The 25,879-nt window shown below is 67.7% G+C and carries 17 protein-coding genes; 8 read left to right on the top strand and 9 right to left on the bottom strand.

What is annotated here, in order from left to right; genetic code table 11:
- Nucleotides 1–112 precede the first annotated feature (112 nt).
- From C4B30_RS08085 to C4B30_RS08065, 5 genes are all read left to right on the top strand, one after another.
- Nucleotides 113–937 carry an IclR family transcriptional regulator gene (locus tag C4B30_RS08085; RefSeq protein ID WP_027783997.1) on the top strand — a complete coding sequence of 275 codons (825 nt, stop codon included), beginning with the start codon at nucleotides 113–115 and terminating at the stop codon, nucleotides 935–937.
- Between the two features lie 255 nt (nucleotides 938–1,192).
- Nucleotides 1,193–2,575, top strand: coding sequence for an MdtA/MuxA family multidrug efflux RND transporter periplasmic adaptor subunit (locus C4B30_RS08080; RefSeq protein WP_027783996.1), 1,383 nt, complete (start codon nucleotides 1,193–1,195; stop codon nucleotides 2,573–2,575).
- Between the two features lie 15 nt (nucleotides 2,576–2,590).
- Nucleotides 2,591–5,704 (top strand): MdtB/MuxB family multidrug efflux RND transporter permease subunit, encoded by a 3,114-nt coding sequence (locus C4B30_RS08075; protein WP_027783995.1) that lies wholly within the window; start codon nucleotides 2,591–2,593, stop codon nucleotides 5,702–5,704.
- 83 nt (nucleotides 5,705–5,787) lie between these two features.
- Nucleotides 5,788–9,096: an efflux RND transporter permease subunit gene (locus tag C4B30_RS08070; protein ID WP_027783994.1), complete on the top strand. Its 3,309-nt coding sequence runs from the start codon at nucleotides 5,788–5,790 to the stop codon at nucleotides 9,094–9,096.
- Nucleotides 9,097–9,205: 109 nt separating this feature from the next.
- Nucleotides 9,206–9,589 carry a VOC family protein gene (locus tag C4B30_RS08065; protein ID WP_027783993.1) on the top strand — a complete coding sequence of 128 codons (384 nt, stop codon included), beginning with the start codon at nucleotides 9,206–9,208 and terminating at the stop codon, nucleotides 9,587–9,589.
- 92 nt (nucleotides 9,590–9,681) lie between these two features.
- On the opposite strand, the gene C4B30_RS08060 is transcribed toward C4B30_RS08065, so the two are convergent.
- A complete protein-coding gene (locus C4B30_RS08060) occupies nucleotides 9,682–11,196 on the bottom strand; it encodes an NYN domain-containing protein (RefSeq protein ID WP_027783992.1) in 1,515 nt (504 codons plus the stop codon).
- Between the two features lie 280 nt (nucleotides 11,197–11,476).
- Between C4B30_RS08060 and C4B30_RS08055 the strand changes: the two genes are divergently transcribed.
- A complete protein-coding gene (locus C4B30_RS08055; protein ID WP_027783991.1) occupies nucleotides 11,477–12,106 on the top strand; it encodes an SDR family oxidoreductase in 630 nt (209 codons plus the stop codon).
- An 82-nt stretch (nucleotides 12,107–12,188) separates the two neighbouring features.
- Here the strand turns inward: C4B30_RS08055 and C4B30_RS08050 are convergent, their stop codons facing one another.
- Nucleotides 12,189–12,737 (bottom strand): peroxiredoxin, encoded by a 549-nt coding sequence (locus C4B30_RS08050; RefSeq protein ID WP_027783990.1) that lies wholly within the window; start codon nucleotides 12,735–12,737, stop codon nucleotides 12,189–12,191.
- Nucleotides 12,738–13,016: 279 nt separating this feature from the next.
- Between C4B30_RS08050 and cdpA the strand changes: the two genes are divergently transcribed.
- Both cdpA and C4B30_RS08040 read left to right on the top strand, forming a co-directional pair.
- On the top strand, nucleotides 13,017–14,759 hold the full coding sequence (cdpA, locus tag C4B30_RS08045; RefSeq protein ID WP_193727275.1) for a cyclic di-GMP phosphodiesterase CdpA: 1,743 nt from the start codon (nucleotides 13,017–13,019) through the stop codon (nucleotides 14,757–14,759).
- 27 nt (nucleotides 14,760–14,786) lie between these two features.
- Complete coding sequence (locus C4B30_RS08040; protein WP_105132319.1) at nucleotides 14,787–16,346, top strand: HDOD domain-containing protein; 1,560 nt, start codon at nucleotides 14,787–14,789, stop codon at nucleotides 16,344–16,346.
- 87 nt (nucleotides 16,347–16,433) lie between these two features.
- Here the strand turns inward: C4B30_RS08040 and C4B30_RS08035 are convergent, their stop codons facing one another.
- From C4B30_RS08035 to C4B30_RS08000, 7 genes are all read right to left on the bottom strand, one after another.
- Nucleotides 16,434–17,228, bottom strand: coding sequence for an ABC transporter substrate-binding protein (locus C4B30_RS08035; protein ID WP_027783987.1), 795 nt, complete (start codon nucleotides 17,226–17,228; stop codon nucleotides 16,434–16,436).
- A gap of 354 nt (nucleotides 17,229–17,582) precedes the next feature.
- Nucleotides 17,583–18,626, bottom strand: a complete 1,044-nt coding sequence (gene astE / locus C4B30_RS08025) for a succinylglutamate desuccinylase (RefSeq protein ID WP_027783986.1) — start codon at nucleotides 18,624–18,626, stop codon at nucleotides 17,583–17,585.
- A 7-nt stretch (nucleotides 18,627–18,633) separates the two neighbouring features.
- The gene (astB, locus tag C4B30_RS08020) at nucleotides 18,634–19,974 is read right to left on the bottom strand and encodes an N-succinylarginine dihydrolase (protein ID WP_027783985.1); all 1,341 of its coding nucleotides are present in this window, start codon (nucleotides 19,972–19,974) and stop codon (nucleotides 18,634–18,636) included.
- A gap of 14 nt (nucleotides 19,975–19,988) precedes the next feature.
- Nucleotides 19,989–21,452, bottom strand: coding sequence for a succinylglutamate-semialdehyde dehydrogenase (astD, locus tag C4B30_RS08015; protein ID WP_105132318.1), 1,464 nt, complete (start codon nucleotides 21,450–21,452; stop codon nucleotides 19,989–19,991).
- Between the two features lie 7 nt (nucleotides 21,453–21,459).
- Nucleotides 21,460–22,506: an arginine N-succinyltransferase gene (gene astA, locus C4B30_RS08010; RefSeq protein WP_105132317.1), complete on the bottom strand. Its 1,047-nt coding sequence runs from the start codon at nucleotides 22,504–22,506 to the stop codon at nucleotides 21,460–21,462.
- Nucleotides 22,503–23,570 carry an arginine/ornithine succinyltransferase subunit alpha gene (aruF, locus tag C4B30_RS08005; protein ID WP_027783982.1) on the bottom strand — a complete coding sequence of 356 codons (1,068 nt, stop codon included), beginning with the start codon at nucleotides 23,568–23,570 and terminating at the stop codon, nucleotides 22,503–22,505. Before aruF ends, astA begins: the two co-directional genes overlap by 4 nt.
- A gap of 30 nt (nucleotides 23,571–23,600) precedes the next feature.
- The gene (locus tag C4B30_RS08000) at nucleotides 23,601–24,833 is read right to left on the bottom strand and encodes an aspartate aminotransferase family protein (RefSeq protein WP_027783981.1); all 1,233 of its coding nucleotides are present in this window, start codon (nucleotides 24,831–24,833) and stop codon (nucleotides 23,601–23,603) included.
- Nucleotides 24,834–25,879 lie beyond the last annotated feature (1,046 nt).

Below are 25,879 nucleotides of genomic sequence, written 5' to 3'. Positions count from 1 at the left end.
CCGTAAAATCTCATCCAATGACCGGTTCGCCCGCGAAACATGCATCTTTTGACAATAGTCCTACAATACCAACAAAATTGAAATCGAGTTTCGGAATTAGAGAGAATCCCTCGTGTCGACAACTGTAACCTCTCCCGCGTCGCGGGACCGTGAATCGTCGCCCGACGAGATCACCGCCCTCGCCCGCGGTCTCGCCGTGCTGCGCCGCATCGCGGCTGCCGACGCCCCCGTCAGCAACCGCGAACTGACCGAATTGACCGGCATCCCGAAGCCGACCGTCTCGCGCATCACCGCGACGCTCGTCAGCGCCGGCTTCCTGTTCCAGTTGCCCGACAGCGAGCGCTTCGTGCTGACCGCGTCGGTACTCGAACTCAGCCACGGCTTCCTGCGCAACTTCGACATCCGCGCGCGCTCCCGGCCGTTCATGATCGAGCTGGCCGAACGCACGTCGCTGTCCGTGCACCTCGCGGTGCGCGACCGGCTCGACATGGTCGCGATCGACGTGATCCGCCCGCGCTCGGCCGTGCTCGTCACGCGCCTCGAAATCGGCTCGCGGATGGACATCGCGCGTACCGCCGTGGGCCGCGCGTATCTCGCCGCGCTCGAGGACGACGAGCGCCGCCAGTTGCTCGAGTCGCTGCGCACCACCGCCGGCGACGACTGGCCGCACGTGTCCGCGCGTCTGACGCCCGCGCTCGACGAAGCGATGCGCGACGGCCACGCGATCGCGATCGGCGAATGGCGCGAAGGCCTGAACGCGGTCGCGGCCGGTTTCGTCGGCCCGTCGGGCCAGCGCTATTCGGTGAATTGCGGCGGCGCGTCGCACCAGTGTCCGCCCGAATGGTTGCAGGAACATGTAGTGCCCGCGCTGCAGGAATGCATCAAGAAAATCACCCGCGAAATCGGCGGCGCGCCGGCCCGGCGCGTCGAGCTGTAATCGTTTCGTCATCGCCGTGTCGCGTTGTGTAACGACCGTAACCCGTTGAAAGATAGATCGCTGGACTGTAACGGGGACGGCACGTAGGATCATGCCCATCGTCGCGCCGCATTCGCGGTGCGCACCGCTCTTTTCCCGCGTGGATCGGCGGGGCCCCGGACCGAGCCGGGCCGCCCCGTCGCGTCACCCGCACGCCCACGCGCAGCCGAGCAGCCCGATTTCCGGCCCGCCGCGCCGTCTTCCTGACAGAACACGATGGATAACGAACAAAAGCCCACGCCCCCTTCGAAAGACCCCGCACCCACCGTCGCACGGCGCCCGCGCCGCACGCTGCTGATCGGGACCGTCGCGGTCGTCGTCATCGGCGGCCTGTTGTGGTGGCACCCGTGGAACCGCACGCCGGCGGCAGGCAGTACGGCGAAAGGCGCGGGTGCCAGCGCCGCTGCGGGCAGCCACCGCGGCCGCGGCGGCCCTGCTGCGATGGCCAACGTGCCGCAGCCGGTGCAGGTCGCCACCGCGACGCAGGGCGAGATGCCGATCGTGCTGTCCGCGCTCGGCACCGTCACGCCGCTCGCGAACGTGACGGTGAAGACGCAGTTGTCGGGCTACCTGCAGTCGGTGTCGTTCCAGGAAGGCCAGATCGTCAGGAAGGGCGACGTGCTCGCCCAGATCGACCCGCGCCCGTACCAGGTCGCGCTCGAGAACGCCGAAGGCACGCATGCCCGCGACGCGGCGCTGCTCGCGACGGCCCGTCTCGACCTGAAGCGCTACCAGACGCTGCTGTCGCAGGACTCGATCGCGTCGCAAACCGTCGATACGCAGGCGTCGCTCGTCAAGCAGTACGAAGGCGCGGTGAAGACCGACCAGGCCGCGATCGATTCCGCGAAACTCAATCTCACGTATGCGCGCATCACGGCGCCGGTCTCCGGCCGCGTCGGCCTGCGCCAGGTCGACCCGGGCAACTACGTGACGCCGGGCGACGCCAACGGCCTCGTCGTGATCACGCAGTTGCAGCCGATGAGCGTGATCTTCACGACGTCGGAAGACAACCTGCCGCAAATCCTCAAGCAGGTGAACGCGGGCCAGAAGCTGTCGGTCACCGCCTACAACCGCAACAACACGGTGCCGCTCGAGACGGGCTCGCTCGCGACGTTCGACAACCAGATCGACACGAGCACCGGCACGGTCAAGTTGCGCGCGAGCTTCGATAACAAGGAAGGCATGCTGTTCCCGAATCAGTTCGTGAACACGCGGCTGCTCGTCGACGTGATGCGCAACGCGACGATCGTGCCGACCTCCGCCGTGCTGACGGGCTCGATCGGCCAGTTCGTCTACGTCGTGAAACCCGACAACACCGTGACGGTGCGCAAGGTCACGATCGGCCCGGTCGACGGCGAACGCACGAGCATCGTCAGCGGCGTCGCGCTCGGCGAGCGCGTGGTGACCGACGGCTCGGATCGCCTGCGCGAAGGCTCGAAGATCTCGATTCCGGCCGACAAGCCGAAAGGCGCGTCGGGCGCGCACGGCGCTGGTGTGGCGTCGGGCGCGGCGGGTGCCTCGGGCGCATCGGGTGCCGGCGGTCATCGCGGCGGACACAAGCTCGGCGCGTCGCAGGCAGCGACCCCCGCGGCCCAGTAACGCCCGGGCCGCTCGATGAATCCATCCCGCCTCTTCATTCTCCGGCCGGTCGGCACCGCTCTCCTGATGGCGGCGATCATGCTGGCCGGTCTCGTCGCGCTGCGGTTCCTGCCGCTCGCCGCGCTGCCCGAGGTCGACTACCCGACGATCCAGGTCCAGACCTTCTACCCGGGCGCGAGCCCGGAAGTGATGACGTCGTCGGTCACCGCGCCGCTCGAACGCCAGTTCGGGCAGATGCCGTCGCTGAACCAGATGTCGTCGCAAAGCTCGGCCGGCGCGTCGGTGATCACGCTGCAGTTCTCGCTCGACCTGCCGCTCGACATCGCCGAACAGGAAGTGCAGGCCGCGATCAACGCGGCCGGCAACCTGCTGCCGTCCGACCTGCCTGCCCCGCCGATCTACGCGAAGGTGAACCCGGCCGATGCGCCGGTGCTGACGCTCGCCGTCAAGTCGAAGACGCTGCCGCTCACGCAGGTGCAGGACCTGGCCGACACGCGCCTCGCGATGAAGATCTCGCAGATCGCCGGCGTCGGCCTCGTCAGCCTGTCCGGCGGCAACCGGCCGGCCGTGCGGATCCAGGCGAACCCGACCGCGCTCGCGAAGTACGGGATGAACCTCGACGATCTGCGCACGACGATCTCGAACCTGAACGTCAACACGCCGAAGGGCAACTTCGACGGCCCGACGCGCGCGTACACGATCAACGCGAACGATCAGCTGACGAGCGCCGACCAGTACAACAGCGCGGTCGTCGCGTACAAGAGCGGCCGCCCGGTGATGCTGACCGACGTCGCGACGGTCGTCGCCGGCTCGGAGAACACCAAGCTCGGCGCGTGGGTGAATTCGGACCCCGCGATCATCCTGAACGTGCAGCGCCAGCCGGGCGCGAACGTGATCGCGACCGTCGACGCGATCAAGGCGCAGTTGCCGAAGCTGCAGGAAACGCTGCCGGCCGCGCTCGACGTCGAGATCGTCACCGATCGCACGACGATGATCCGCGCGGCCGTGCGCGACGTGCAGTTCGAGCTGCTGCTCGCGGTCGGGCTCGTCGTGCTGGTGATGTACCTGTTCCTCGCGAACGTCTACGCGACGATCATCCCGAGCCTGTCGGTGCCGCTGTCGCTGATCGGCACGCTCGCGGTGATGTACATGGCCGGCTTCTCGCTGAACAACCTGTCGCTGATGGCACTCACCATCGCGACCGGCTTCGTCGTCGACGATGCGATCGTGATGATCGAGAACATCTCGCGCTACGTCGAGGAAGGCGAATCGGGGCTCGAGGCCGCGCTGAAGGGCTCGCGGCAGATCGGCTTCACGATCATCTCGCTGACGGTCTCGCTGATCGCGGTGCTGATCCCGCTGCTGTTCATGGGCGACGTGGTCGGCCGGCTGTTCCATGAATTCGCGATCACGCTGGCGGTGACGATCGTGATCTCGGCGATCGTGTCGCTCACGCTCGTGCCGATGATGTGCGCGAAGCTGCTGCGCCATTCGCCGCCGCCGGAGAGCCATCGCTTCGAGGCCCGCGTGCACCGGTCGATCGACTGGGTGATCGCGCGCTACGCGGTCGCGCTCGAATGGGTGCTGAACCGCCAGCGCTCGACGCTCGTCGTCGCGCTGCTGACGCTCGGGCTGACCGCCCTGCTCTACGTATATGTACCGAAGGGTTTCTTCCCCGCGCAGGACACCGGCGTGATCCAGGCGATCACGCAGGCGCCGCAGTCGATCTCGTACGGCGCGATGGCCGAACGCCAGCAGGCGCTCGCGGCCGAGATCCTGAAGGATCCGAACGTCGACAGCCTCACGTCGTTCATCGGCGTCGACGGCAGCAACATCACGCTGAACAGCGGCCGGATGCTGATCAACCTGAAGGCACGCGACCAACGCACCGAAACCGCCGCGCAGATCATCCGCGACCTGCAGCAGCGCGTCGCGAACATCACCGGCATTTCGCTGTTCATGCAGCCGGTGCAGGATCTGACGATCGACTCGACGGTCAGCCCGACGCAGTACCAGTTCATGCTGACGAGCCCGAACGCCGGCGAATTCGCGACCTGGGTGCCGAAACTCGTCGCGCGGCTGCAGCAGGAGCCGTCGCTCGCCGACGTCGCGACCGACCTGCAGAGCAACGGGCAGTCGGTGTACATCGAGATCGACCGCCCGAGCGCCGCGCGCTTCGGCATCACGCCGGCGACCGTCGACAACGCGCTGTACGACGCGTTCGGCCAGCGCATCGTGTCGACGATCTTCACGCAGTCGAACCAGTACCGCGTGATTCTCGAGTCGGAGCCGAAGGAGCAGCACTACGCGCAATCGCTGAACGACATCTACCTGCCGTCGGCCGGCGGCGGCCAGGTGCCGCTGGCGTCGATCGCGTCGTTCCACGAGCGGCCGTCGCCGCTGCTGGTCGCGCACCTGTCGCAGTTCCCGTCGACGACGATCTCGTTCAACCTCGCGCCGGGTGCGTCGCTCGGCGAAGCGGTCAAGGCGATCGAGGCCGCCGAGAAGGACATCGGCCTGCCCGGCTCGTTCCAGACGCGCTTCCAGGGCGCGGCGCTCGCGTTCCAGGCGTCGCTGTCGAATCAGCTGTTCCTGATCCTCGCGGCGGTCGTCACGATGTACATCGTGCTCGGCGTGCTGTACGAGAGCTACATCCACCCGATCACGATCCTGTCGACGCTGCCGTCGGCCGGCGTCGGCGCGCTGCTCGCGCTGATGATCACCGGGCACGACCTCGACATCATCGGGATCATCGGCATCGTGCTGCTGATCGGTATCGTGAAGAAGAACGCGATCATGATGATCGACTTCGCGCTCGAGGCCGAACGCGTCGAAGGCAAGCCGCCGCGCGAGGCGATCTACCAGGCGTGCCTGCTGCGCTTCCGGCCGATCCTGATGACGACGCTCGCCGCGCTGCTCGGCGCGGTGCCGCTGATCGTCGGCGCCGGCGCCGGCTCCGAGCTGCGCCAGCCGCTCGGGATCGCGATCGCCGGCGGCCTGATCGTGTCGCAGGTGCTGACGCTGTTCACGACGCCCGTGATCTACCTCGGCTTCGACTCGCTCGCGCGCCGCGTGCGCGGCTGGTTCGAACGCCGCGGCCCCGATGCCGGCACGCGCACGGATGCGTAAATGAAACGACCCCCACGCTCACTTCGTTCGCTGCCCCCCAAGGGGGCGGTCGGCACCCTTGGGGCGGCCCAGCGAGTGCCGACATGAACCTGTCGCGCCCCTTCATCACCCGCCCCGTCGCGACGACGCTGCTCGCGCTCGGGGTCGCGCTCGCGGGCCTGTTCGCGTTCATCAAGCTGCCGGTGTCGCCGCTGCCGCAGGTCGACTTCCCGACGATCTCGGTGCAGGCGTCGCTGCCGGGCGCGAGCCCGGAAACGGTCGCGACCAGCGTGACGAGCCCGCTCGAACGGCACCTCGGATCGATCGCGGACGTCTCCGAAATGACGTCGACGAGCACGGTCGGCAACGCGCGGATCATCCTGCAGTTCGGCCTGAACCGCGACATCGACGGCGCCGCGCGCGACGTGCAGGCCGCGATCAACGCGGCGCGCGCCGACCTGCCCGCCGCGCTGAAGAGCAATCCGACCTACCGCAAGGTCAACCCGGCCGATTCGCCGATCATGGTCGTGTCGTTGACCTCGGAGACGGCGTCGCCGGCGAAGGTGTACGACTCCGCGTCGACGGTGCTGCAGCAGTCGCTGTCGCAGATCGACGGAATCGGCCAGGTCACCGTGAGCGGCTCCGCGAACCCGGCCGTGCGCGTCGAGCTCGAACCGCAGTCGCTGTTCCACTACGGGATCGGCCTCGAGGACGTGCGCGCGGCGCTGGCCTCCGCGAATGCCAACGCGCCGAAGGGCGCGATCGAGTTCGGCCCGCAGCGCTTCCAGCTCTATACGAACGACCAGGCGTCCCAGGCGTCGCAATACCGCGACCTCGTCGTCGCCTACCGCAACGGCTCGGCCGTGCGGCTGTCCGATCTGTCCGACGTCGTCGATTCGGTCGAGGACCTGCGCAACCTCGGCCTGTCGAACGGCAAGCGCGCGGTGCTCGTGATCCTCTATCGCTCGCCCGGCGCGAACATCATCGAGACGCTCGATCGCGTACGCGCGGCGCTGCCGCAGCTCACCGCGTCGCTGCCGGCCGACATCACGGTCACGCCGGTGCTCGACCGCTCGACCACCATCCGCGCGTCGCTGAAGGACACCGAACACACGCTGCTGATCGCGATCAGCCTCGTCGTGATGGTCGTGTTCCTGTTCCTGCGCAACTGGCGCGCGACGCTGATCCCGAGCGTCGCGGTGCCGATCTCGATCATCGGCACGTTCGGTGCGATGTACCTGCTCGGCTTCTCGATCGACAACCTGTCGCTGATGGCGCTGATCGTCGCGACGGGCTTCGTCGTCGACGACGCGATCGTCGTGCTCGAGAACATCTCGCGGCACATCGAGAACGGCAAGTCGCGGATGCAGGCCGCGTTCGACGGCGCGCGCGAAGTCGGCTTCACGGTGCTGTCGATGAGCATCTCGCTCGTCGCGGTATTCCTGCCGATCCTGCTGATGGGCGGGATCGTCGGGCGCCTGTTCCGCGAGTTCGCGCTGACGCTGTCGCTCGCGATCGCCGTGTCGCTCGCGGTGTCGCTCACGGTCACGCCGATGATGTGCGCGCGCCTGCTGCCCGACAAGCACGACCCGCACGACGAGGGCCGCTTCGGGCGCTTCCTCGAACGCGGCTTCGCGCGCATGCAGCGCGGCTACGAGCGCTCGCTGTCGTGGGCGCTGCGCCGGCCGCTGCTGATCCTGCTGACGCTGTTCGCGACGATTGCGCTGAACGTCTACCTGTACGTCGTCGTGCCGAAGGGCTTCTTCCCGCAGCAGGACACCGGGCTGATGATCGGCGGCATTCGGGCCGACCAGTCCACGTCGTTCCAGGCGATGAAGCTGAAGTTCTCCGAGATGATGCGGATCGTGCAGGCCAATCCCAACGTGAAGAGCGTCGCGGGCTTCACCGGCGGCACGCAGACCAACTCCGGCTTCATGTTCGTCACGCTGAAGGACCGCACCGAACGCAAGCTGTCGGCCGACCAGGTGATCCAGCAGCTGCGCCCGCGGCTGGCGGACGTGGCAGGCGCGACCACGTTCCTGCAGGCAGCGCAGGACATTCGCGTGGGCGGCCGGCAGAGCAACGCGCAGTACCAGTTCACGCTGCTCGGCGATTCGAGCGCCGACCTGTACAAGTGGGGGCCGATCCTGACCGAGGCGCTGCAGAAGCGTTCCGAGCTGACCGACGTGAACTCCGACCAGCAGCAAGGCGGCATGGAGGCCATGGTGACGATCGACCGCGCGACGGCCGCGCGGTTCGGCATCAAACCCGCGCAGATCGACAACACGCTGTACGACGCGTTCGGTCAGCGCCAGGTCTCGACGATCTACAACCCGCTGAACCAGTACCACGTCGTGATGGAAGTCGCGCCGAAGTACTGGCAGAGCCCGGAGATGCTGAACCAGGTGTGGATCAGCACGTCCGGCGGCAGCGCGAACGGATCGCAGACCACCAACGCGGCCGCCGGCACCTTCGTCGCGACCGCGGCCGGCACGTCGAGCGCCGGCACGGCCACGCAGAGCGCCGCGGCGATCGCGTCCGATTCCGCGCGCAACCAGGCGCTCAACTCGATCGCGGCGAGCGGCAAGTCGAGCGCGTCGTCGGGCGCGTCGGTGTCGACGTCGAAGTCGACGATGATCCCGCTGTCGGCGGTCGCGACGTTCGGGCCGAGCACGACGCCGCTGTCGGTCAACCACCAGGGGCTGTTCGTCGCGACGACGATCTCGTTCAACCTGCCGCCGGGCGTGTCGCTGTCGCAGGCGACGCAGGTGATCTATCAGACGATGGCGCAGATCGGGGTCCCGCCGACGATCGTCGGCAGCTTCCAGGGCACCGCGCAGGCGTTCCAGCAGTCGATGAACGATCAGCCGATCCTGATCCTCGCGGCGCTCCTGGCCGTCTACATCGTGCTCGGGATCCTGTACGAGAGCTACATCCACCCGATCACGATCCTGTCGACGCTGCCGTCGGCCGGTGTCGGCGCGCTGCTCGCGCTGCTGCTGTTCAAGACCGAGTTCAGCATCATCGCGCTGATCGGCGTGATCCTGCTGATCGGCATCGTGAAGAAGAACGCGATCATGATGGTCGACTTCGCGATCGACCAGACGCGCAACAACGGGAAGTCGTCGTTCGACGCGATCCACGAGGCGTGCCTGCTGCGCTTCCGGCCGATCATGATGACGACGATGGCGGCGCTGCTCGGCGCGCTGCCGCTCGCGTTCGGCAGCGGCGACGGCGCCGAGCTGCGCGCGCCGCTCGGGATCGCGATCGCCGGCGGCCTGATCGTGTCGCAGGTGCTGACGCTCTATACGACGCCGGTCGTCTACCTGTACATGGACCGGCTGCGCGTGTGGACCGAGAAGCGCCGCAACCGCCGCGGCAATACCGGCGGGCCGGCGGTCGCCGGCGAGTGATGGCAGCGGCCGCCGGTCAGGCGGCCGCTTTCCTTCCGCGCTTGAACACCGGCGGCAATCGGCTATCGTGAGTCCATGCCCACCGCCGTGCCCTTCCCGGGGACACACCATGAACGTCCAGCTCAACCACACGATCGTCTGGTGTCGAGACAAGCGCGCATCGAGCCGCTTCCTCACCGAACTTCTGGAACTCCCGCCGCCGACGCCGTTCGGCGCGATGCTGGTCGTCGCGCTCGACAACGGCGTGTCGCTCGATTTTTACGAAAAGGCGGGGGAGATCACGGCGCAGCATTACGCGTTCCTGACCGACGAAGCCGGCTTCGATCGCGTGTACGCGCGCATTCGGGAGCGCCGGCTGCCGCACTGGGCCGATCCGGCGAAGCGGCAAGCCGACGATATCTACCGCCACAACGGCGGACGCGGCGTGTACTTCGACGATCCGGACGGTCACTTCCTCGAAGTGATGACGCAGCCGTACGTGCTGAACGGCTAGCGTGGCAGGCCGGCCGGCGTTGCGCCGGCCGGTACCGCGCAGCGCGGGTGCCGACCTGTTTCGGACGACACCCGGCCGGCTGCCGTGACTCGTTACTCGGCGGCAGCCGTCGTCTTGCGCGGACGACGCGCGCGCGGTGCCGCCTTGCGGGCCGGCTTCTTCGGCTTGGCGGCGGCCGGTGCTTCGGCAGCCCCCTCGGAAGTCGCTTCGACCGGCGTCACGTCGTGCGACGGCTGCGCGGCCTCGTCCCGAGCGCCGGAAGCACGACGCGCCGGCTCGGCGGGCGCCGCTGCCGCGTGCCGCTCGTCATGCGCCGCGTCGCGATGCGATTCGTCCGCATGCTGGTCGTGCGCGTGCGCATCGCCGCCATGCGTCGCGTCGCCCTGCGCGGCGGCGTCCGGCTTGCCGGCCGCGTGGCGACCGGTGCCCTTCGCGGCCGCGCCCTTCTTCGCGCCGGTCTTCTTTGCCGCGCTCTTGCGCGCACGCTTGCGGCCATCCTTCGCGTCACCATGCGCGTCGGCCACGTCGGGCGTGTCGTGTGTTTCGCGTGTTTCGCGTGTTTCGGCCGGCGCCGCGTCGGCGACCTCGGCAACCTCGGCGAACTCCGCGTCTTCCACGTCGACCTGCACGCTTTCGTGAACGACCGCTTCCGCCCGCTGCCCGCGACGGCGCGCGCCGCGGCCGGCCGGCGCCGACTCCGCCGCGCGCGTGCCGTGATGGGCGCCGTGGTACGCCGCGCCGCCCTCACCGCCCGTCGCGGCGTGCTCGGCGGCACTCGGCTGGAACTGGCGGGAACGCGACACGAACGCACCCGATTTGTCGTCGCGCCCCACTTCGAGCAGGCCGCGCGCCTGCGCCTCGTCGAGCAGGTTGCCGAACGCGCGGAATCCGTAGTACGACTCGTTGAAGTCCGGCTTGCGGCGCTTGATCGCGCTCTTGAGCACCGACGCCCAGATCTTGCCGACGTCGTCGCGCTCCGACGCGAGCGCGTCGAACGTCTCGACCGCCAGCGCGATCGCCTCCGCCTTGCGCGCGTCCATGTCGTGCTTGCGCGACGGCTCGTCGGGCCGCTTCGCGCCGCCGTTGCTCGCGCGCTGCTGCTGTTCGCGCTTAGCGAGCGCACGCTGCTGCTCGCGCACCAGATCGTCGTAGAAGATGAATTCGTCGCAGTTCGCGACCAGCAGATCCGACGTCGAATTCTTCACGCCGACGCCGATCACCTTCTTCGCGTTCTCGCGCAGCTTCGACACGAGCGGCGAAAAATCCGAATCGCCGCTGATGATCACGAACGTATCGACGTGCGACTTCGTGTAGCAGAGGTCGAGCGCGTCCACGACGAGCCGGATGTCGGCCGAATTCTTGCCCGACTGGCGCACGTGCGGAATCTCGATCAGCTCGAAGCTGGCTTCGTGCATCGACGCCTTGAAGCCCTTGTAGCGATCCCAGTCGCAATAAGCCTTCTTCACGACGATGCTGCCTTTCAGCAGCAGCCGCTCCAGCACGGGCTTGATGTCGAATTTCTCGTACTTCGCGTCGCGCACGCCGAGCGCGACGTTCTCGAAGTCGCAGAACACGGCCATGCTCACATTGTCCAGGGGTAATGCCATGTGTACTCCAACCAGTGGGCCGCCGCGTTATGCACACGTAGCGGCGAAAAATGCATCGCGCACATGATAGCCGGTCGGCGCGTCATTCCCGCATCCGTGTGAATGAATGCACGCCGCTACCCGTGCCGGTACGCCTGAAACCAGTACGCCCGCGCCGGTACGCCCGCGCCGGTATGCCCCTTATTACGCGCCCGCCGCCGGGTCAATTCGACATTACACTTGAGTTATCGATCGTCCGTCCCTATCTGGATGGATGACGCATCGAGCAAGGAGCGGTTTCATGACGACGAAGGTACTGCTGATTGGCGCGACCGGCCGGACGGGCCAGGCCTGCGCGGATCTGCTGCTCAAGCAGCCGGAGTTCGAGGTCACGGCGCTCGTGCGCCGGCACGGCTATGCGCTGGCAGGCGCACGGGTCGTCGAGGCCGATCTGACGAACGATTTCTCGCACGCATTCCAGGGCATCACGCACGTGATCTACGCGGCAGGCTCGGCCGAATCGGAGGGCGCGACCGAAGAGGAACAGGTCGATCGCGACGCGGTCGCCCGCGCGGCCGACTATGCACTCGCCTACAACGCGCAGAAGCTCGTGGTGGTCAGCTCGCTGTCCGCGTACCGGCCCGAGCACGGGCCGGACGCGCTGCACCACTATTCGCAGATGAAGCGCGAAGGCGACGATCGCGTGATCGCGTCGGGCGTCGACTACGTGATCCTGCGCCCGGGCCCGCTCACGGACGACCCGGGCGTCGGCAAGATCGCGCTGACCGACACATGGCTCGAACCCGCTCCGCCCGTCTCGCGCCAGGACGTAGCATGGGCCGCGATCGAGGCGATCAAGCTCGGCATCTCGCGCAAGGTCGTCGGCTTCGTCGGCGGCAGCGTGCCGATCGAACAGGCGCTGCGCGCGTAACGGGCAGTCGTGCGCCGGCAGGCGGCGCATGCCCGTCCCTACGGCCCGCACGACGGGCCGTTCTCACGTGAGGGGCCGCCGCTTACTGCTTCGGATGCGCGTCGGCCCACGCCTTCACGGCGGCGAGCGTGTTCTCGACGTGCTTGTCGGGCGACAGGCTCGTGTATTCGTAGAGAATCTTCCCTTCCGGCGAAATCACGTAGGACACGCGGTTCGCGCGGTCGAGCGCCGGCAGCTTCGCGTCGTATTCGCGGATGATCTTCGCGTCCGGGTCGGCCGCCACCGGGAACTTGCTCCGGCACTCGCTCACCGAGAACTTCGTCAGCGTGTCGATGTTGTCGGCCGATACGCCGATCACCGTCGCGCCGTAAGCCTTGTAACGGTCGACCGCGTCCGCGAACGCATGCGCCTCGATCGTGCAGCCCTTCGTGAACGCCGCCGGATAGAAATACAGCACGACCGGCCCCTGCTTCAGTGCGTCCGCGAGCGAGTACGTGTAAGTCTTGCCGCCCAGCGACGCCTGCGTCGTGAAATCGGGCGCCGCGGCGCCCGGCTTCAGTTCCGCCTGCGCCAGCAGCGCATGACCGGCCACCAGCGCCGCCATGGCGCCCAGCAACAGTTTTCGCTTCATCTGCGTCCTCATTTCTTATAAAGTCAGCCCGATGTGGGCCACGTGGGGCGTTCGCCTGCCGAACACCCGCGTCGATGATCCGGACCCGCGGCAGCGCCGCCCGCGGCCGGCCCGTTAAAGATTCCGCACAGTCTGCCGTTATTCCTTCCGGACAACCGGTTCCAGCCCTTCACGTCAGCGAGAAACATGGAAGCCAACAGGAAACAGACGTCACGCAAGGGCTCCTGGCGCAGCGCCTTGCATACGCTGCGCCGCTTCGCCCGGTCGGGTGGCGCGCTGATGCCCGCGCGCGCCGTCGCGCCGCGCCGCGACGATTCCGTGCGCAACTGGCTGGAACAGACGGTCGGCACGGTGGATTTCCTCGCCCATGTCGACCGCGAACTGCGCTTTCTGTACGTGTCCGACGCCAGCCTGCGCTTCATCGGCTACCACCGCGACTACCTGCATACGCTGACGCTGCGCGACCTGATCGCCGAACAGGATACCCCGGCGCTCGAAGGCCTGCTCGCCCGCGCCGCGCGTTCCGGCCAGGTCGAGAAGGCGACGATGTGCATCGTCAAGTCGCTCACCTACCCGCTGGACGTCGAGGTCCGCGCGTTCAAGAGCCGCCACCACGGCGTCGACGGCTTCGCGATCGCGGCGTTCGACGTGTCGTCGTGGCGCGCGCTCGAGGCACGCCTGACGTACGAAATGCATCACGACCCGATGACGGGGCTCGACAACCTGTCCGCGCTCGTGCCGGCGCTGATGCGCGCGCAGCAGACCGCCGACGAGGACGGCACCTGCGCGGCGCTGCTGCTGCTCGACCTCGACGACTACCAGCGGATCAACCGTGCGCTCGGCTACGACGCGGGCGACCTGCTGCTGCGCGAGACCGCGCAGCGGCTGAAGGCGCTCGTCACGCCGAACGAGCAGCTCGCGCGCGTCGCGAGCGACAAGTTCGCGGTCGTGCTGAGCGCACCGGACCGCCCGCAGGCGAGCCACGCCGCCGATGCGCTCGCGCGCCGGCTGCAGGCCGCGGTGCGCGAGCCCTACGTGTTCCAGGGGCAGACCGTGCACCTGTCCGCGAGCATCGGCATCGCGCTCTATCCCGACGAACGTGCCGCGCCGCATCGGGCGCAGCATCACAGCCCGCTGCTGCGCCGCGCCGACCACGCGCTCGCGCAGGCGAAGGCATCGGGCGGCAACGCACTCGCGTTCCATGCGCCCGTCGACGATCCGGCCGACGCCGAACGGCTCAAGCTCGAAGCCGACCTGTACGACGGCGTGCGCAACGGCGAGTTTTCGCTGCATTTCCAGCCGATCACGCGCAGCCAGTCGGGCGCGGTGGTCGGCGTCGAGGCGCTGATCCGCTGGCGCCATCCGGTGCACGGCCTCGTGCCGCCGGCCACCTTCATCCCGCTCGCCGAATCCATCGGCCTGATCAACTACCTCGGCAACTGGGTGCTCAAGGCCGCGTGCATGCAGCTCGTCGCGTGGGACGGCCAGGGGCTCGCGCTGCAATACGTGGCGGTCAACGTGTCGCCGCAGCAGTTCCGCGACCCGCGCTTCACGCAGAGCGTGCGCGAGGCGATCGCGCTGACCGGCATCGACCCGCGCCGTATCGTGCTCGAAATCACCGAAAGCCTGCTGATGCACGATCCCGCGCACGCGAAAATGCTGCTCGAGGAGCTGACCGGCCTCGGCATCCGCTTCGCGATAGATGATTTCGGCACCGGCTATTCGAGCCTCGCCTATCTGCAGCGCTTCCCGCTCGCGAAGCTGAAGATCGACCGCAGTTTCGTCGAGAACCTGCTGACGTCGCGCAACGACCGCGCGATCGTGTCGGCAGTGGTCGGCCTCGCGCAAACGCTGGATCTCGAGCTTGTCGCCGAAGGCGTCGAGACCGAGGCGCAGCGCGCGCTGCTGACGGAAATGGGCTGCAATCACATCCAGGGCTGGCTCGTCTGCCAGGCGCTGCCGTCCGAGGAGCTCGCGCGGCGCTTCGAGGCGCAGCAACTGCACCTGCACGCCGCCGCCTGACGCGCGCGGCGAACCGAACAGATCCGTATGTCAATCACCGAACACCTGCCCCGCACCGCGCTGCTCGACAAGCTGTGGGCGAGGATGAACGAACGGGGCGATTTCCCGCTGCTGTCGGAATCGCTGCGCGCGACGATGGCCGCGATGAAGAACGACGACCTCGACTTCACCGCGCTCGTGCGCGTCGTGCTGTCGGACTTCGCGCTCACGCAGAAAGTGCTGCGCCTCGCGAACTCCGCGATGTACATGGCGTTCGGCGGCAACATCACCACCGTGACCCGCGCACTGATGGTGCTCGGCATGGACGCCGTCGGCCATCTCGTCGTCGGGCTCAAGCTCGTCGACCATTTCCATCAGAGCACGCCGCGTCGCATCGACGCGAAGCTGGAGTTGAACCGCGCGCTGCTGTCCGGCTGCGTCGCACGCAAGCTCACCGAGCGCGCCGAATTGCGCGCGGGCGAGGAAGCCGTCGTCTGCACGCTGATGCGCCAGGTCGGCAAGCTGCTGGTGGTCTGCTATCTCGACAGCGAATGGGACCGCATCCGCCGCCGCGCCGCCGAGCTGAACGGCGACGAATCGGCCGCCTGCGCCGATGTGCTCGGCGTCGGCTTCGACGAAATCGGCCTCGAGGCGGCCGCGCGCTGGCGGCTACCGGACGAGATCCGCGCGGGGATGGCCGACGACGACGGTCACGCGACCTGTGCCGACGCGTTCGACGATGACGACGATGGCGGCTGCTGCCCGGCGATCACCGCCGGCGACGGCCCGGCCGACCGCGGCCCGGCCGACCGCGGCCCGACCGATCGCGGCCCGGCCGACCGCATCCGCTGGCTGCGCGCGGTGAGCCGCTGCTCGACCGACGTCGCAACTGCGCTCGCGATGCCCGCGGGCCCGCAGCGCGACGCGCGCGTCGCGGCGCTCGCGCAGCACTGCAGCCCCACACTCGGCATGGAACCCGCGGCGCTCGTCGAGATCGCCGAGCGCCTCGCGCGCGAGGAAGCGAGCGACACCATGATGCGCGAGATCGTCGAGCTGCGCGCGAACGCCGATGCGATCGCGCGCGCGCAGGCCGAGCCCGAGGCATGCCTCGAAGCCGGCCTCGCGGACCTGCGCGCGCTGCCGTCCGAGCACGTGCTGACGCCGGTGCTCGCGCTCGCGTCGGAAAGCCTCCTGGCCGGCCTCGCCTTCACGCGCACCGTGATGTTCGTGCGTCACGACGACGGCACGTTCGCCGCGCGTCTCGGCTTCGGCCCCGGTGTCGACACGGCGCTCGCCCGGCTGCGCTTCGACGAACGCTTCGAGCCGGACGTGTTTCATCTCGCGATCTCGAACTCGGTCGGCATCTTCATCGAACAGGCGCAGGAGCCGAAGATGATGAAGCGCCTGCCCGCGTGGTATCTCGACGCGTTCGACGACGCGCGCGCGTTCGTGCTGCTGCCCGTGCGCGTCGGCGCGACGAGCGTCGCGCTGCTGTACGGCGACTGGGCCGGCGCGCAACCCGCGCGCAAGATCTCGCAGCAGGAGATGGCCGTGCTCAACGAACTCGCGCGCGAACTGGGACGGTTCTTTCCCGCGCCGCCCGGCTGACGCCTGGCCCGCCGCCGTTTCCGCTCCACGAAAGCAAACCGGCCGCATCAGCGGCCGGTTCTTTACCATCGTGCGCGTACGAAACGCTTACTTGAGCGTGACGGGCACGCTGAAGTACTTCTTCGCGAGGGTGTCGATCGTGCCGTCGGCCTTCAGTTCCTTCAGCGCCTGATCGAGCGCGGTCTTCAGCGCCGCATCGTTCTTGCGCAGGCCGAAGCCGACGCCCGAGCCGAGGATCTCGGTATCGCTGACCGTGCCGCCCGCGAACGCGAAGCCCTGGCCTTGCGGCTTCGTCAGGAAGCCCTTCGAGCCGGCTTCCGAATCCTGGAAGGTCGCGTCGAGACGGCCCGACTTCAGGTCGGCGTACGCCAGATCCTGCGTCTGGTACGGCACGACTTCAACGCCGGCCGGCACCCACTTCTTCTTCGCGTACGCTTCCTGGATCGTGCCCTGCAGCACGCCGACGCGCTTGCCCTTCAGCGATTGCGGGGTCGGCAGCAGGCCGCTGCCCTGCTTTGCGATCAGCTGGTTCGGAATCGTGTAGATCGGATCGGTGAACGCGATCGCGTGCTTGCGCTGGTCGGTGATCGTCATGTCCGAGTTGATCGCGTCGAACTTGCGCGCCTGCAGCGCCGGGATCAGGCCGTCGAAGTCGTTCTCGACCCACACGCACTTCGTCTTCAGCTTCGCGCACACCGCGTTGCCGATGTCGATGTCGAAGCCGGTCAGCTTGCCGTCGGGCGTCTTGTATTCGAACGGTGCGTACGAGGCCTCGACGCCGAACCGGATCTCCTTCAGATCCGCGGCAAACGCGCTGCCTGCCGCCACGGCCGATGCCGCCACCACCGCATGCGCGGCCACTTTACGCCAATCCAACTTCATCAGGTGTTCTCCTCGATACTCGAATGTTCCGGAACTACGGGCGCATGCATCATTGCAGGGTCGGATGCCTCCGGCAATTCCGATGCCGCACCGTGATGCGGCGCAACAGCCGCAAGGCCGCGATTGTACCAATCCGCGCGGCCCGATATGGCGAAGCGGCCGCCGATGCGCGATGCTGCGCTGCGTGCCCGGCGGCCGCCACGCCACCTGTCGAACTTGCAAGACCGTGTCGCAAATACGCAAGCGCGACGTGCGCAGCGCCTGCGCGGCGTGCATGCGTCATCGCAAAAATGAATGGACCGCGGGACGACGCGCGGGCCGCGAGTCGTCGCGGCCCGCACGCGTGCGCATCGATCAGACGAGTGCGGCCAGCGTGTCGCGCGTCGTATCGATGACGAGCAGGCCCGCGCGCAAGCCCGGCTTCACGGTCGGGTTCGGGAACACGATGCGTTCCTCGTCGTGCTTCACCGTGTAGCGGTAGTCGCCGTCCTGCGCGAGCACGGTGCCGCGCGGGAACGCGGTGAAGTTCGCGACGTCGGCCGCGACGAACAGCTCGAGCGCGTCGCTCTGCTTCGTGATCTGGTCGATCACCGTGAAGACGCGCGGCAGCGACGGATGGCCGCCCCCGGCATCGACATCGCGCGAGGCACCCGACACGAGCTTGCGCACCGCGCGGTCGGCCGGCGCGAACCGGCTCAGGTCGTTCTCGCCGAACGGCCGCACCTTGCCGAGCTCCAGCGTGCACGCGAGCGCGCCGCAATGCTCGGCCGTGAAATGCGAATACGTGTTGCCTTTCGCCGTATGCAGCAGCACGGCCGCGATGCGTGCGTCGCCGAGCCATTCGACCATGGCGCGCGTGGGCGGCGTGCCCGTGTGCGGCAGCAGCGCGAATTGCTCGAACACCGATGCGCGAATCGCCGTGTGCATGTCGATGTGCCAGCGTGCGCTGCCCGCCGGCGCCGCCGCGAAGAATGCGGATGCCGCCGCTTCGAGTTGCGCGGCGCGCGGCGCTTCGCGGCTCGCGGGCGCCTGCGCGTGACGACCGCTGAACAGCCGGTTCAGATCGTCGTCGAGATAGCGATCGCCCGCGCGCATCGCCGGCACGTTGCCGAGCACGACGAGCAGCCGGCACGCGAGCGGCAGCGCGCCCGACGCCAGATCGCGCACCAGCATCGACAGCAGTTCGATCGGCGCGGTTTCGTCGCCGTGCACGCCGGCCGACACGAGCACGCTCGTGCGCGCCGCGGCGTCGGCGGCTGCCGGTTCGAATGCGAGCAGCCCGTCGCCGAGCCATTGCCAGCGCACCGCGCCGCTTGCGCAGGCACCGTCCTTGTCGGCCGGTGCACCACCGGCCAGCGTGAACGCGAGAAAGTCGTCGAGCAGCGCGGCGGCCGGCATTCGTGCCTCAGCGCTGGAAGTCATACAGCGAACCGACGCGCAGGATCTGCGTGAGCGCGTCGAGCGCCGTGCGCGACTCGTCGAGCAGCGCCGGATCGGCGAGGTCTTCCGGTGCGAGGCGATCGCGATAGTGCTTGTCGATCCACGCGTCGAGCGACGCGAACAGCGTATCGTTGATCCACACGTTCGACGTGACGGCCGCGCGCTCCGCTTCGGTCAGCACGACGCGCAGGCGCAGGCACGCGGGGCCGCCCCCGTTCTTCATGCTTTCGCGCAGGTCGAACACGAGCACGTCGTGAATCGGGCCGTTGCCGGCCGCGAGCTGGTCGAGATAGGCGGCGACCCTCGCGTTCTCGCGGCATTCCTGCGGCACGACGAGCACCTGCGAACCGTCCGCGCGCGACAGCAACTGGCTGTTGAACAGGTACGACGTCACCGCGTCGTTCACGCTCACGGCCGCGTCCGGCACCTCGATCACGTTCAGGCGTGCGCCGCGCGCGTCGAGCGCGGCGGTCAACGTGTCGTAGATCGCCTGCTTGTTGACGAACGCGCGCTCGTGCGTGAACAGCGTCTCGCGGTTGCCGACCGAGATCACGTCGTTGTGGAACACGCCCGCATCGATCACGTCCGGATCCTGCTGCGCATAGACCGTCGCTTCCTCGGCGAGCCCGTGACGATGCGCGACCGCGCGGCTCGCCTCGAAGGTCTGACGGGCCGGGAAGCGCTTCGGCTCGGGGCCGCGGCGGTATTCGGCACGGCCGTACACGAAGAACTCGATACCCGGCTTGCCGTATTCGGCGCAGAAGCGCGTGTGGTTCGCTGCGCCTTCGTCGCCGAGCGCCGGCGTGCCCGTCAGCGCTTCATGCACCGCGAAGTGCGCGGGGTCCGCAAACAGCGTCGACAGCGTGCGGCGCGTCGCTTCGTGCTCGATCGCGCGATGCAGCTTGCTGCACAGGTTCGCCGGCGTGAAGTGCACGCGGCCGTCGCTCGTATCCGCCGACGGGCTGACGGTGGCCGCGTTCGCGGTCCACATCGCCGACGCCGAGCTCGCCGCGGCGAGCAGCTCGGGCGCCTGTTTCGCGGCCTTCGCGATCACGTCGGCGTCCTTGCCCGAGAAGCCGAGCTCGCGCAGCAGGCGCAGCGACGGCCGCTCCTGCGGCGGCAGCACACCCTGCGCGAAGCCGAGATCCGCGAGCTGCTTCATCTTGCGCAGCCCTTGCTTCGCGGCGGCCTTCGGGTTCGCGGCCGACTTCTCGTTGTTCAGCGACGCCACGTTGCCGAACGACAACCCGGCGTAGTTGTGGGTCGGGCCGACGAGCCCGTCGAAATTGGCTTCTTGTGCGTTCATCGTCGCTCCCTCGATCAGAAATGCAGGCCCGGCGACAGGCTCGCGGGCAAAGTCAGTTGCGTGCTTTCCACCGACGCCATCGGATACGCGCAATAGTCGGCCGCGTAGTACGCGCTCGGGCGATGGTTGCCCGAGCGGCCCGTGCCGCCGAACGGCGCGGCGGACGACGCACCGTTGGTCGGCCGGTTCCAGTTGACGATCCCGGCGCGGATCGTGCGGCGGAAGTGCTCCCACACTTTCGCGTCGTTGGCCAGCAGGCCCGCGGACAGGCCGAACGCCGTATCGTTCGCGCGCTCGATCGCGTCGTCGAACGTCGCATAGCGGACGATCTGCGCGAGCGGGCCGAAATGTTCCTCGTCGGGCAGGTTCGCGACGCCCGTCACGTCGACGATCGCCGCGTTCACGAAGCCGAGGCGTGGATCGCGCTGCGTCATCGCGACGATCGGCTTCGCGCCCTGCTCGATCAGGCGCGACTGCGCGTCGACCAGCTTCGCGGCCGCGCGTGCCGAGATCACCGCGCCCATGAACGGCTGCGGATCGGCGTCGAACACGTCGGCGGTGATCTTCGACGTGACGTCGGCGAAGCGCGCGAGGAAGCGGTCGCCGAACGCGCCCTGCGGCACGAAGATGCGGCGCGCGCACGTGCAGCGCTGGCCGGCCGACAGGAACGCCGACTGGATCGTATGATGCACGGCCGCGTCGATGTCCTCGACTTCGCCGATCACGAGCGGGTTGTTGCCGCCCATCTCGAGCGCGAGCACGATTTCCGGACGGCCGCCGAACTGCTTGTGCAGCAGCGTGCCGGTATCCGAGCTGCCGGTGAAGAACAGTCCGTCGATCTGCCGATGGTTCGCGAGCGCGATGCCGGTATCCTTCTCGCCCTGCACGAGGTTCAGCACGCCGGCCGGCAGCCCGGCTTCCTTCCACACCTCGACCGTCGCACGCGCGACGCCCGGTGCGAGCTCCGACGGCTTGAACACGACCGTGTTGCCGGCGATCAGCGCCGGCACGATATGACCGTTCGGCAAGTGGCCGGGGAAGTTGTACGGGCCGAACACCGCGACGACGCCGTGCGGCCGGTGACGCAGCACCGCGACGCCGTCGGCCATGTCCTGGCGCTTCTCGCCGGTGCGTTCCTGGTATGCCTGGATCGAGATGCCGACCTTCGCGGCCATCGATGCGACTTCGGTGCGCGCTTCCCACAGCGGCTTGCCCGTCTCGCGGCCGATCGCGGTCGCGATCGCTTCCTTGCGTTCGGTGAGCAAGGCGGCGAAGCGCTTGGCGATCTCGCAGCGGGCTTCGAAGTCGAGCGCCGACCAGCCGGCGAACGCGCGGCGCGCGCTCGCGACCGCACGGTCGACGTCCGCCGCCGACGCACTTTCGCCCTGCCATGCGATCGCGTCGGTGCCCGGGTTGCGCGAAGCGAAGACGGGGCCCGAGCCTGCGACCCAGGCGCCGTCGATGAAGAGTTCCGTCATGATTCGTTTATCCCTGTTTGACTTTGAGCGGCAGCACGCGAACCGGATCGCCGGCCTTCACGTCGAGCGCGACGGCATCGTCGGCCGACAACACGAACGCGCCGTTCGCGACCACGCCCGGCGCGACGCCGACGCGGAAATCCCCGAGCGACGTGTTCGACACGAGCGACTTCGGCGGATGGCCGCCCTGCGCGTCATCGGTTGCATCCGGCACGCCGATCGCGACCGGCACGACGACGCTCTCGCGCACCGTGCGCAGGTCGTTGACGTGGCATTCGAGCACGGGGCCCGCATCGAAGATGTCGACGTGGTTCTGGTAGCGCAGCCCTTCCGCTTCGAGCATCTTGCGGGCCGGCAGCGTGTCGCGGTGCGTGAGGCCGACCGCGTCCTGCGCGTCCTGCGGCAGCAGGTCGACGTACACCGGGTAGCGCGGCATCAGCTCCGCGAGGAACGCCTTGCGGCCGTGCGAGCTGAGGTAATCGGCCGCGTTGAAATCGATCTGGTAGAAGTGCGAACCGACCGCGCGCCAGAACGGCGACGTGCCGTCCTCGTCGAAGTGGCCGCGCAGTTCCGCGCAGATGCGTTCCGGAAAGCGGTCGCGGAACTGCGCGATGAACATGAAGCGCGAGCGCGACAGCAGGCCGCCGACGCCGCCCGTGCGATAGCGCGGGCTCAGGAACAGCGAGCACACTTCCGCGTAGCCCGTCAGGTCGTGCGAGATGTTCAGCGCGGACATTTTCGTCCACACGCCGAGCTCCTGGCTCGCATGCACGACCGTGCTCACGCGATAGTTGTAGAACGGCTGCTCGAGGCCGACCTGCGTTTCGATCCCGCACACGCCCGCGATGTCGCCCGTCTTCGATTCTTCCAACACGAAGAAGTAGCCGGCTTCACCGGGTGCCGCCCGGCCTTCGAGCGTGCGGCGCGAGCGTTCGATGCGCGCGGCGAGCGCGTCGCGGTCGGGCTTGAACGTGGTCAGGCCCGGCCCGGTTTCCTGCGCGAGCGACACGAGCGCGTCGACGTCGCCCGTTTGTACGACCCGAACGACGATCATGCTGCCTCTCCCGTCAAATCTTCATCGCTGCGGCGGTGCAGCGGCACGCAGCGCACGACATCGCCTTCCTTCACATCGAGCGCCGCGCGCACGTCGCCGGCCAGCGGCGCCTGGGCGCCCCGTGCGTCGGCCGTGTCGCCCGGCAGGTCGGCCAGCACGCAGCGAAACGATTCGCCGCTGCCCGTCGACACCATGTACGCGACGTCGCCCTGCTGATGCGCGGCCTCGCGCACGACGCGTTCCGAGCCGTGCTTCACGCACGCGGTGCGGTCGACCTGCGCGGTCAGCACCGGGCCGGCGTCGAAGATGTCGACGAAGCGGTCGGGCTCGAAACCTTCCTCGAGATGGATGTCGTACGCGAGCAACGCCGTTTCGTTCGGCTCGCCGAGCACGCGCTGCGCGGCTTCCGGCAGCAGCGGCACGTAGAGCGGATAGGCCGGCATCACTTCCGCGATGAACGTGCGGCTGCGGCCCCCCGATGCGATGTCGACGTCGGTGAAGTCGCGGCCGAAGAACTTGCGGCCCACCGCTTCCCAGAACGGCGATCCGCCGGTGCCGTCGCTCACGCCGAGCAGCAGCGTGAACACTTCCGGCGTGAATCGGCGGCGGTTCGCGGCGATGTACATCATCCGGGCGCGCGAGATCAGATGCGCGGCCGCGTCGCCGCGCAGCGACGGATCGACGTAAAAGCCCGCGAGCCGGCTCTTGCCGGTCAGCTCGTGCGACATCGTGAGCGCGTGGATCTTGCGGTTCACGTGCAGCTCGCGCGACGCGTGGATCAGTGCGTCGTTGCGGAACGCGTAGAACGGCTCCGAGTAGCCGGCCGCGGCCACGATGCTCGCCGTGCCGAGCAGCTTGCCGGTCGACGAATCCTCGAGCACGAAGAGATAGAACTCCTCGCCGGCGAAATCGACGTCCGCGCGAAACGAATCCTCGGAGAGCGCCACACGCGCTTCGAGCGCCGCGCGGTCGTGCGGCAGCGAGTGCAGGACCGGCTGCGCGGTGCGCGCCATGTGCGCGAGCGCATCAAGATCCGTGAGTTTGCCGGGGCGAACAAATAGCATCGTCGTTCCTGTCTGCGATGGGGGCGCCGATCAGCGCGCGGTGGCTTCCTGTGCGGCGAGCACTTGTTCGACTGCCTTCTCGAAGCGCTTCATGCCTTCGTCGAGCAGGTCCAACGGGATCACCAGCGACGGGACGAAGCGCAGCACGTTCGGGCCGGCGATCAGCATGATCAGGCCTTGCTCGGCTGCCGCGTTGACGAAGTCCTTTGCGCGGCCGTCGAATGCGGCGGTGAGTTCCGCGCCGACCAGGAGGCCCTTGCCGCGGATGTCCTTGAAGATGCCGAAACGCGCGTTGATGCGTTCGAGCGCGCCCTTCAGTCGCACGCTGCGTTCGCGCACGCCTTCGAGGAGTGCCGGTTCGCCGATCAGTTCGACGACCTTGTCCGCGATCGCCGACGCGAGCGGGTTGCCGCCGTACGTCGTACCGTGCACCCCGACCTTGAAGTGCGCGGCCAGCTCGTTCGTCGTCAGCATCGCGCCGATCGGGAAGCCGTTGCCGAGCGCTTTCGCGGTCGTGAGGATGTCCGGCGTGACGCCCGTGTCCATGTAGGCGTAGAACTGGCCCGTGCGGCCCACGCCCGTTTGCACTTCATCGAAGATCAGCAGTGCGTCGTTGGCGTCGCACGCTTCGCGCAGCGCCTTCAGGAACGCCGGATCGGCCGGGATCACGCCGCCCTCGCCCTGCACCGGCTCGACGATCACGGCACAGGTTTTCGGGCCGATCGCGGCCTTCGCGGCTTCGATGTCGTTGAACGGCAGGTGCTTGATGCCTTCCGGCACGGGGCCGAAGCCTTCCGAGTATTTCGGCTGGCCGCCGACGCTGACCGTGAAGAACGTGCGGCCGTGGAACGACTGCACGAACGACACGATTTCGAATTTATCGGCGCCGTGGCGATCGAATGCGACGCGGCGCGCGAGCTTCAGCGCGGCTTCGTTCGCTTCCGCGCCCGAGTTCGCGAAGAATGCGCGATCGGCGAAGGTCAGCGATTCGAGGCGTTTCGCGAGGCGCAGCACCGGCTCGTTCGTGTAGCCGTTGCCGATGTGCCAGAGCTTGCGGCCTTGTTCGTCCAGCACCTTCAGCAGTTCCGGATGGCCGTGGCCGAGCGACGTCACGGCGATGCCGCACGCGAAATCCACGTACTCGCGGCCGGCCGTGTCCCACACGCGGGAGCCCTCTGCGCGATCCGGCACGAACGGGGCGGGGGAAAATACCGGCACCATCACTTCGTCGAATGTCTGGCGGGTCACGGTCGAGGTCGTCATGGTCGTTCCTTTCGGTTTCGTAAGAGGGTTCAACAGGATCAAGTTTAGGTAAGGGTGACGCAAGCGTCTTGCGGAATTGCGACGGGTTCTATCGGAAGGTTTTGGTTTTTGCCCTTCTCGGGGGGAGTTGCTGCCGCTTGGCGGTATTTTGGGGCTTTTGCTGGTTTGGCGGTCCGCTTGCGTTCTTCGCGAAATACCCGCGATCGTGTCGGTCTATTAGCGTCGCCCCTGCGCGGGGCAGCGGTCACTTTTCTTTGTCTTGCCAAAGAAAAGTAACCAAAAGAAAGGCGCCCGAAAACGCATGACCTCCCGGTGCCATCGCCACCAAAGTGGCCACCATCTAAGTGTCCGCGCCAGTCACGAACCCGGAGTGGTTCGAGCAATGGTTCCGACACCACTCACTACACCACGGAGCGGTATACCGCCCGCTAGCTCCATCCTCGCTTCGCTCGGCCGACAGGTCCATCCCCACCCATGCCGGCATCGCCCATTCTTGCAAGGAACCTTCTATGCTTTCGACACGGAGGAAATTTGCTGTGCCCGCAAGAAAATTGGGGGCCGCAAACACGTCGCTATCGCGAGAACACCGATGTCGAACGATCCGGCCACACAAATGTCGAGAGCAGAAAAAGTGCCTGGCAGTCGACTGATCGTGGAGAGGCGCGAACGCCCCGCCCGCTCGGAAGTACTTTGCAGCCGAGCGTAGCGAGGATGGAGCTAGCGGGCGGTATACCGCTCCGTGGTGTAGTGAGTGGTGTCGGAACCATTGCTCGAACCACTCCGGGTTCGTGACTGGCGCGGACACTTAGATGGTGGCCACTTTGGTGGCGATGGCACCGGGAGGTCATGCGTTTTCGGGCGCCTTTCTTTTGGTTACTTTTCTTTGGCAAGACAAAGAAAAGTGACCGCTGCCCCGCGCGAACCTATCCGAATGTTTGTGTGTGAGGCATAAACTGATGGCCAAGGAGCCACTTTATGCCACGCAAACGCAAGGAAGAAGTGACGATTGAACCGGGCAAGGGCTTGAACCTGGACCCGGAACTGAT

It is taken from the genome of Burkholderia sp. BE12 (genome assembly GCF_002959955.1).
Lineage (GTDB): Bacteria > Pseudomonadota > Gammaproteobacteria > Burkholderiales > Burkholderiaceae > Burkholderia.
The sequence above is the reverse complement of the archived record's forward strand: the minus strand, read 5'-3'. Positions and strand labels throughout refer to the sequence as shown.

Excerpts from the sequence above, each read along its gene's own strand:
- C4B30_RS08080 (WP_027783996.1), top strand. The coding sequence starts at position 1,193 with ATGGATAACGAACAAAAGCCCACGCCCCCTTCGAAAGACCCCGCACCC.
- C4B30_RS08075 (WP_027783995.1), top strand. The coding sequence starts at position 2,591 with ATGAATCCATCCCGCCTCTTCATTCTCCGGCCGGTCGGCACCGCTCTC.
- C4B30_RS08070 (WP_027783994.1), top strand. The coding sequence starts at position 5,788 with ATGAACCTGTCGCGCCCCTTCATCACCCGCCCCGTCGCGACGACGCTG.
- C4B30_RS08065 (WP_027783993.1), top strand. The coding sequence starts at position 9,206 with ATGAACGTCCAGCTCAACCACACGATCGTCTGGTGTCGAGACAAGCGC.
- C4B30_RS08060 (WP_027783992.1), bottom strand. The coding sequence starts at position 11,196 with ATGGCATTACCCCTGGACAATGTGAGCATGGCCGTGTTCTGCGACTTC.
- C4B30_RS08055 (WP_027783991.1), top strand. The coding sequence starts at position 11,477 with ATGACGACGAAGGTACTGCTGATTGGCGCGACCGGCCGGACGGGCCAG.
- C4B30_RS08050 (WP_027783990.1), bottom strand. The coding sequence starts at position 12,737 with ATGAAGCGAAAACTGTTGCTGGGCGCCATGGCGGCGCTGGTGGCCGGT.
- cdpA (WP_193727275.1), top strand. The coding sequence starts at position 13,017 with ATGCCCGCGCGCGCCGTCGCGCCGCGCCGCGACGATTCCGTGCGCAAC.
- C4B30_RS08040 (WP_105132319.1), top strand. The coding sequence starts at position 14,787 with ATGTCAATCACCGAACACCTGCCCCGCACCGCGCTGCTCGACAAGCTG.
- C4B30_RS08035 (WP_027783987.1), bottom strand. The coding sequence starts at position 17,228 with ATGAAGTTGGATTGGCGTAAAGTGGCCGCGCATGCGGTGGTGGCGGCA.
- astE (WP_027783986.1), bottom strand. The coding sequence starts at position 18,626 with ATGCCGGCCGCCGCGCTGCTCGACGACTTTCTCGCGTTCACGCTGGCC.
- astB (WP_027783985.1), bottom strand. The coding sequence starts at position 19,974 with ATGAACGCACAAGAAGCCAATTTCGACGGGCTCGTCGGCCCGACCCAC.
- astD (WP_105132318.1), bottom strand. The coding sequence starts at position 21,452 with ATGACGGAACTCTTCATCGACGGCGCCTGGGTCGCAGGCTCGGGCCCC.
- astA (WP_105132317.1), bottom strand. The coding sequence starts at position 22,506 with ATGATCGTCGTTCGGGTCGTACAAACGGGCGACGTCGACGCGCTCGTG.
- aruF (WP_027783982.1), bottom strand. The coding sequence starts at position 23,570 with ATGCTATTTGTTCGCCCCGGCAAACTCACGGATCTTGATGCGCTCGCG.
- C4B30_RS08000 (WP_027783981.1), bottom strand. The coding sequence starts at position 24,833 with ATGACGACCTCGACCGTGACCCGCCAGACATTCGACGAAGTGATGGTG.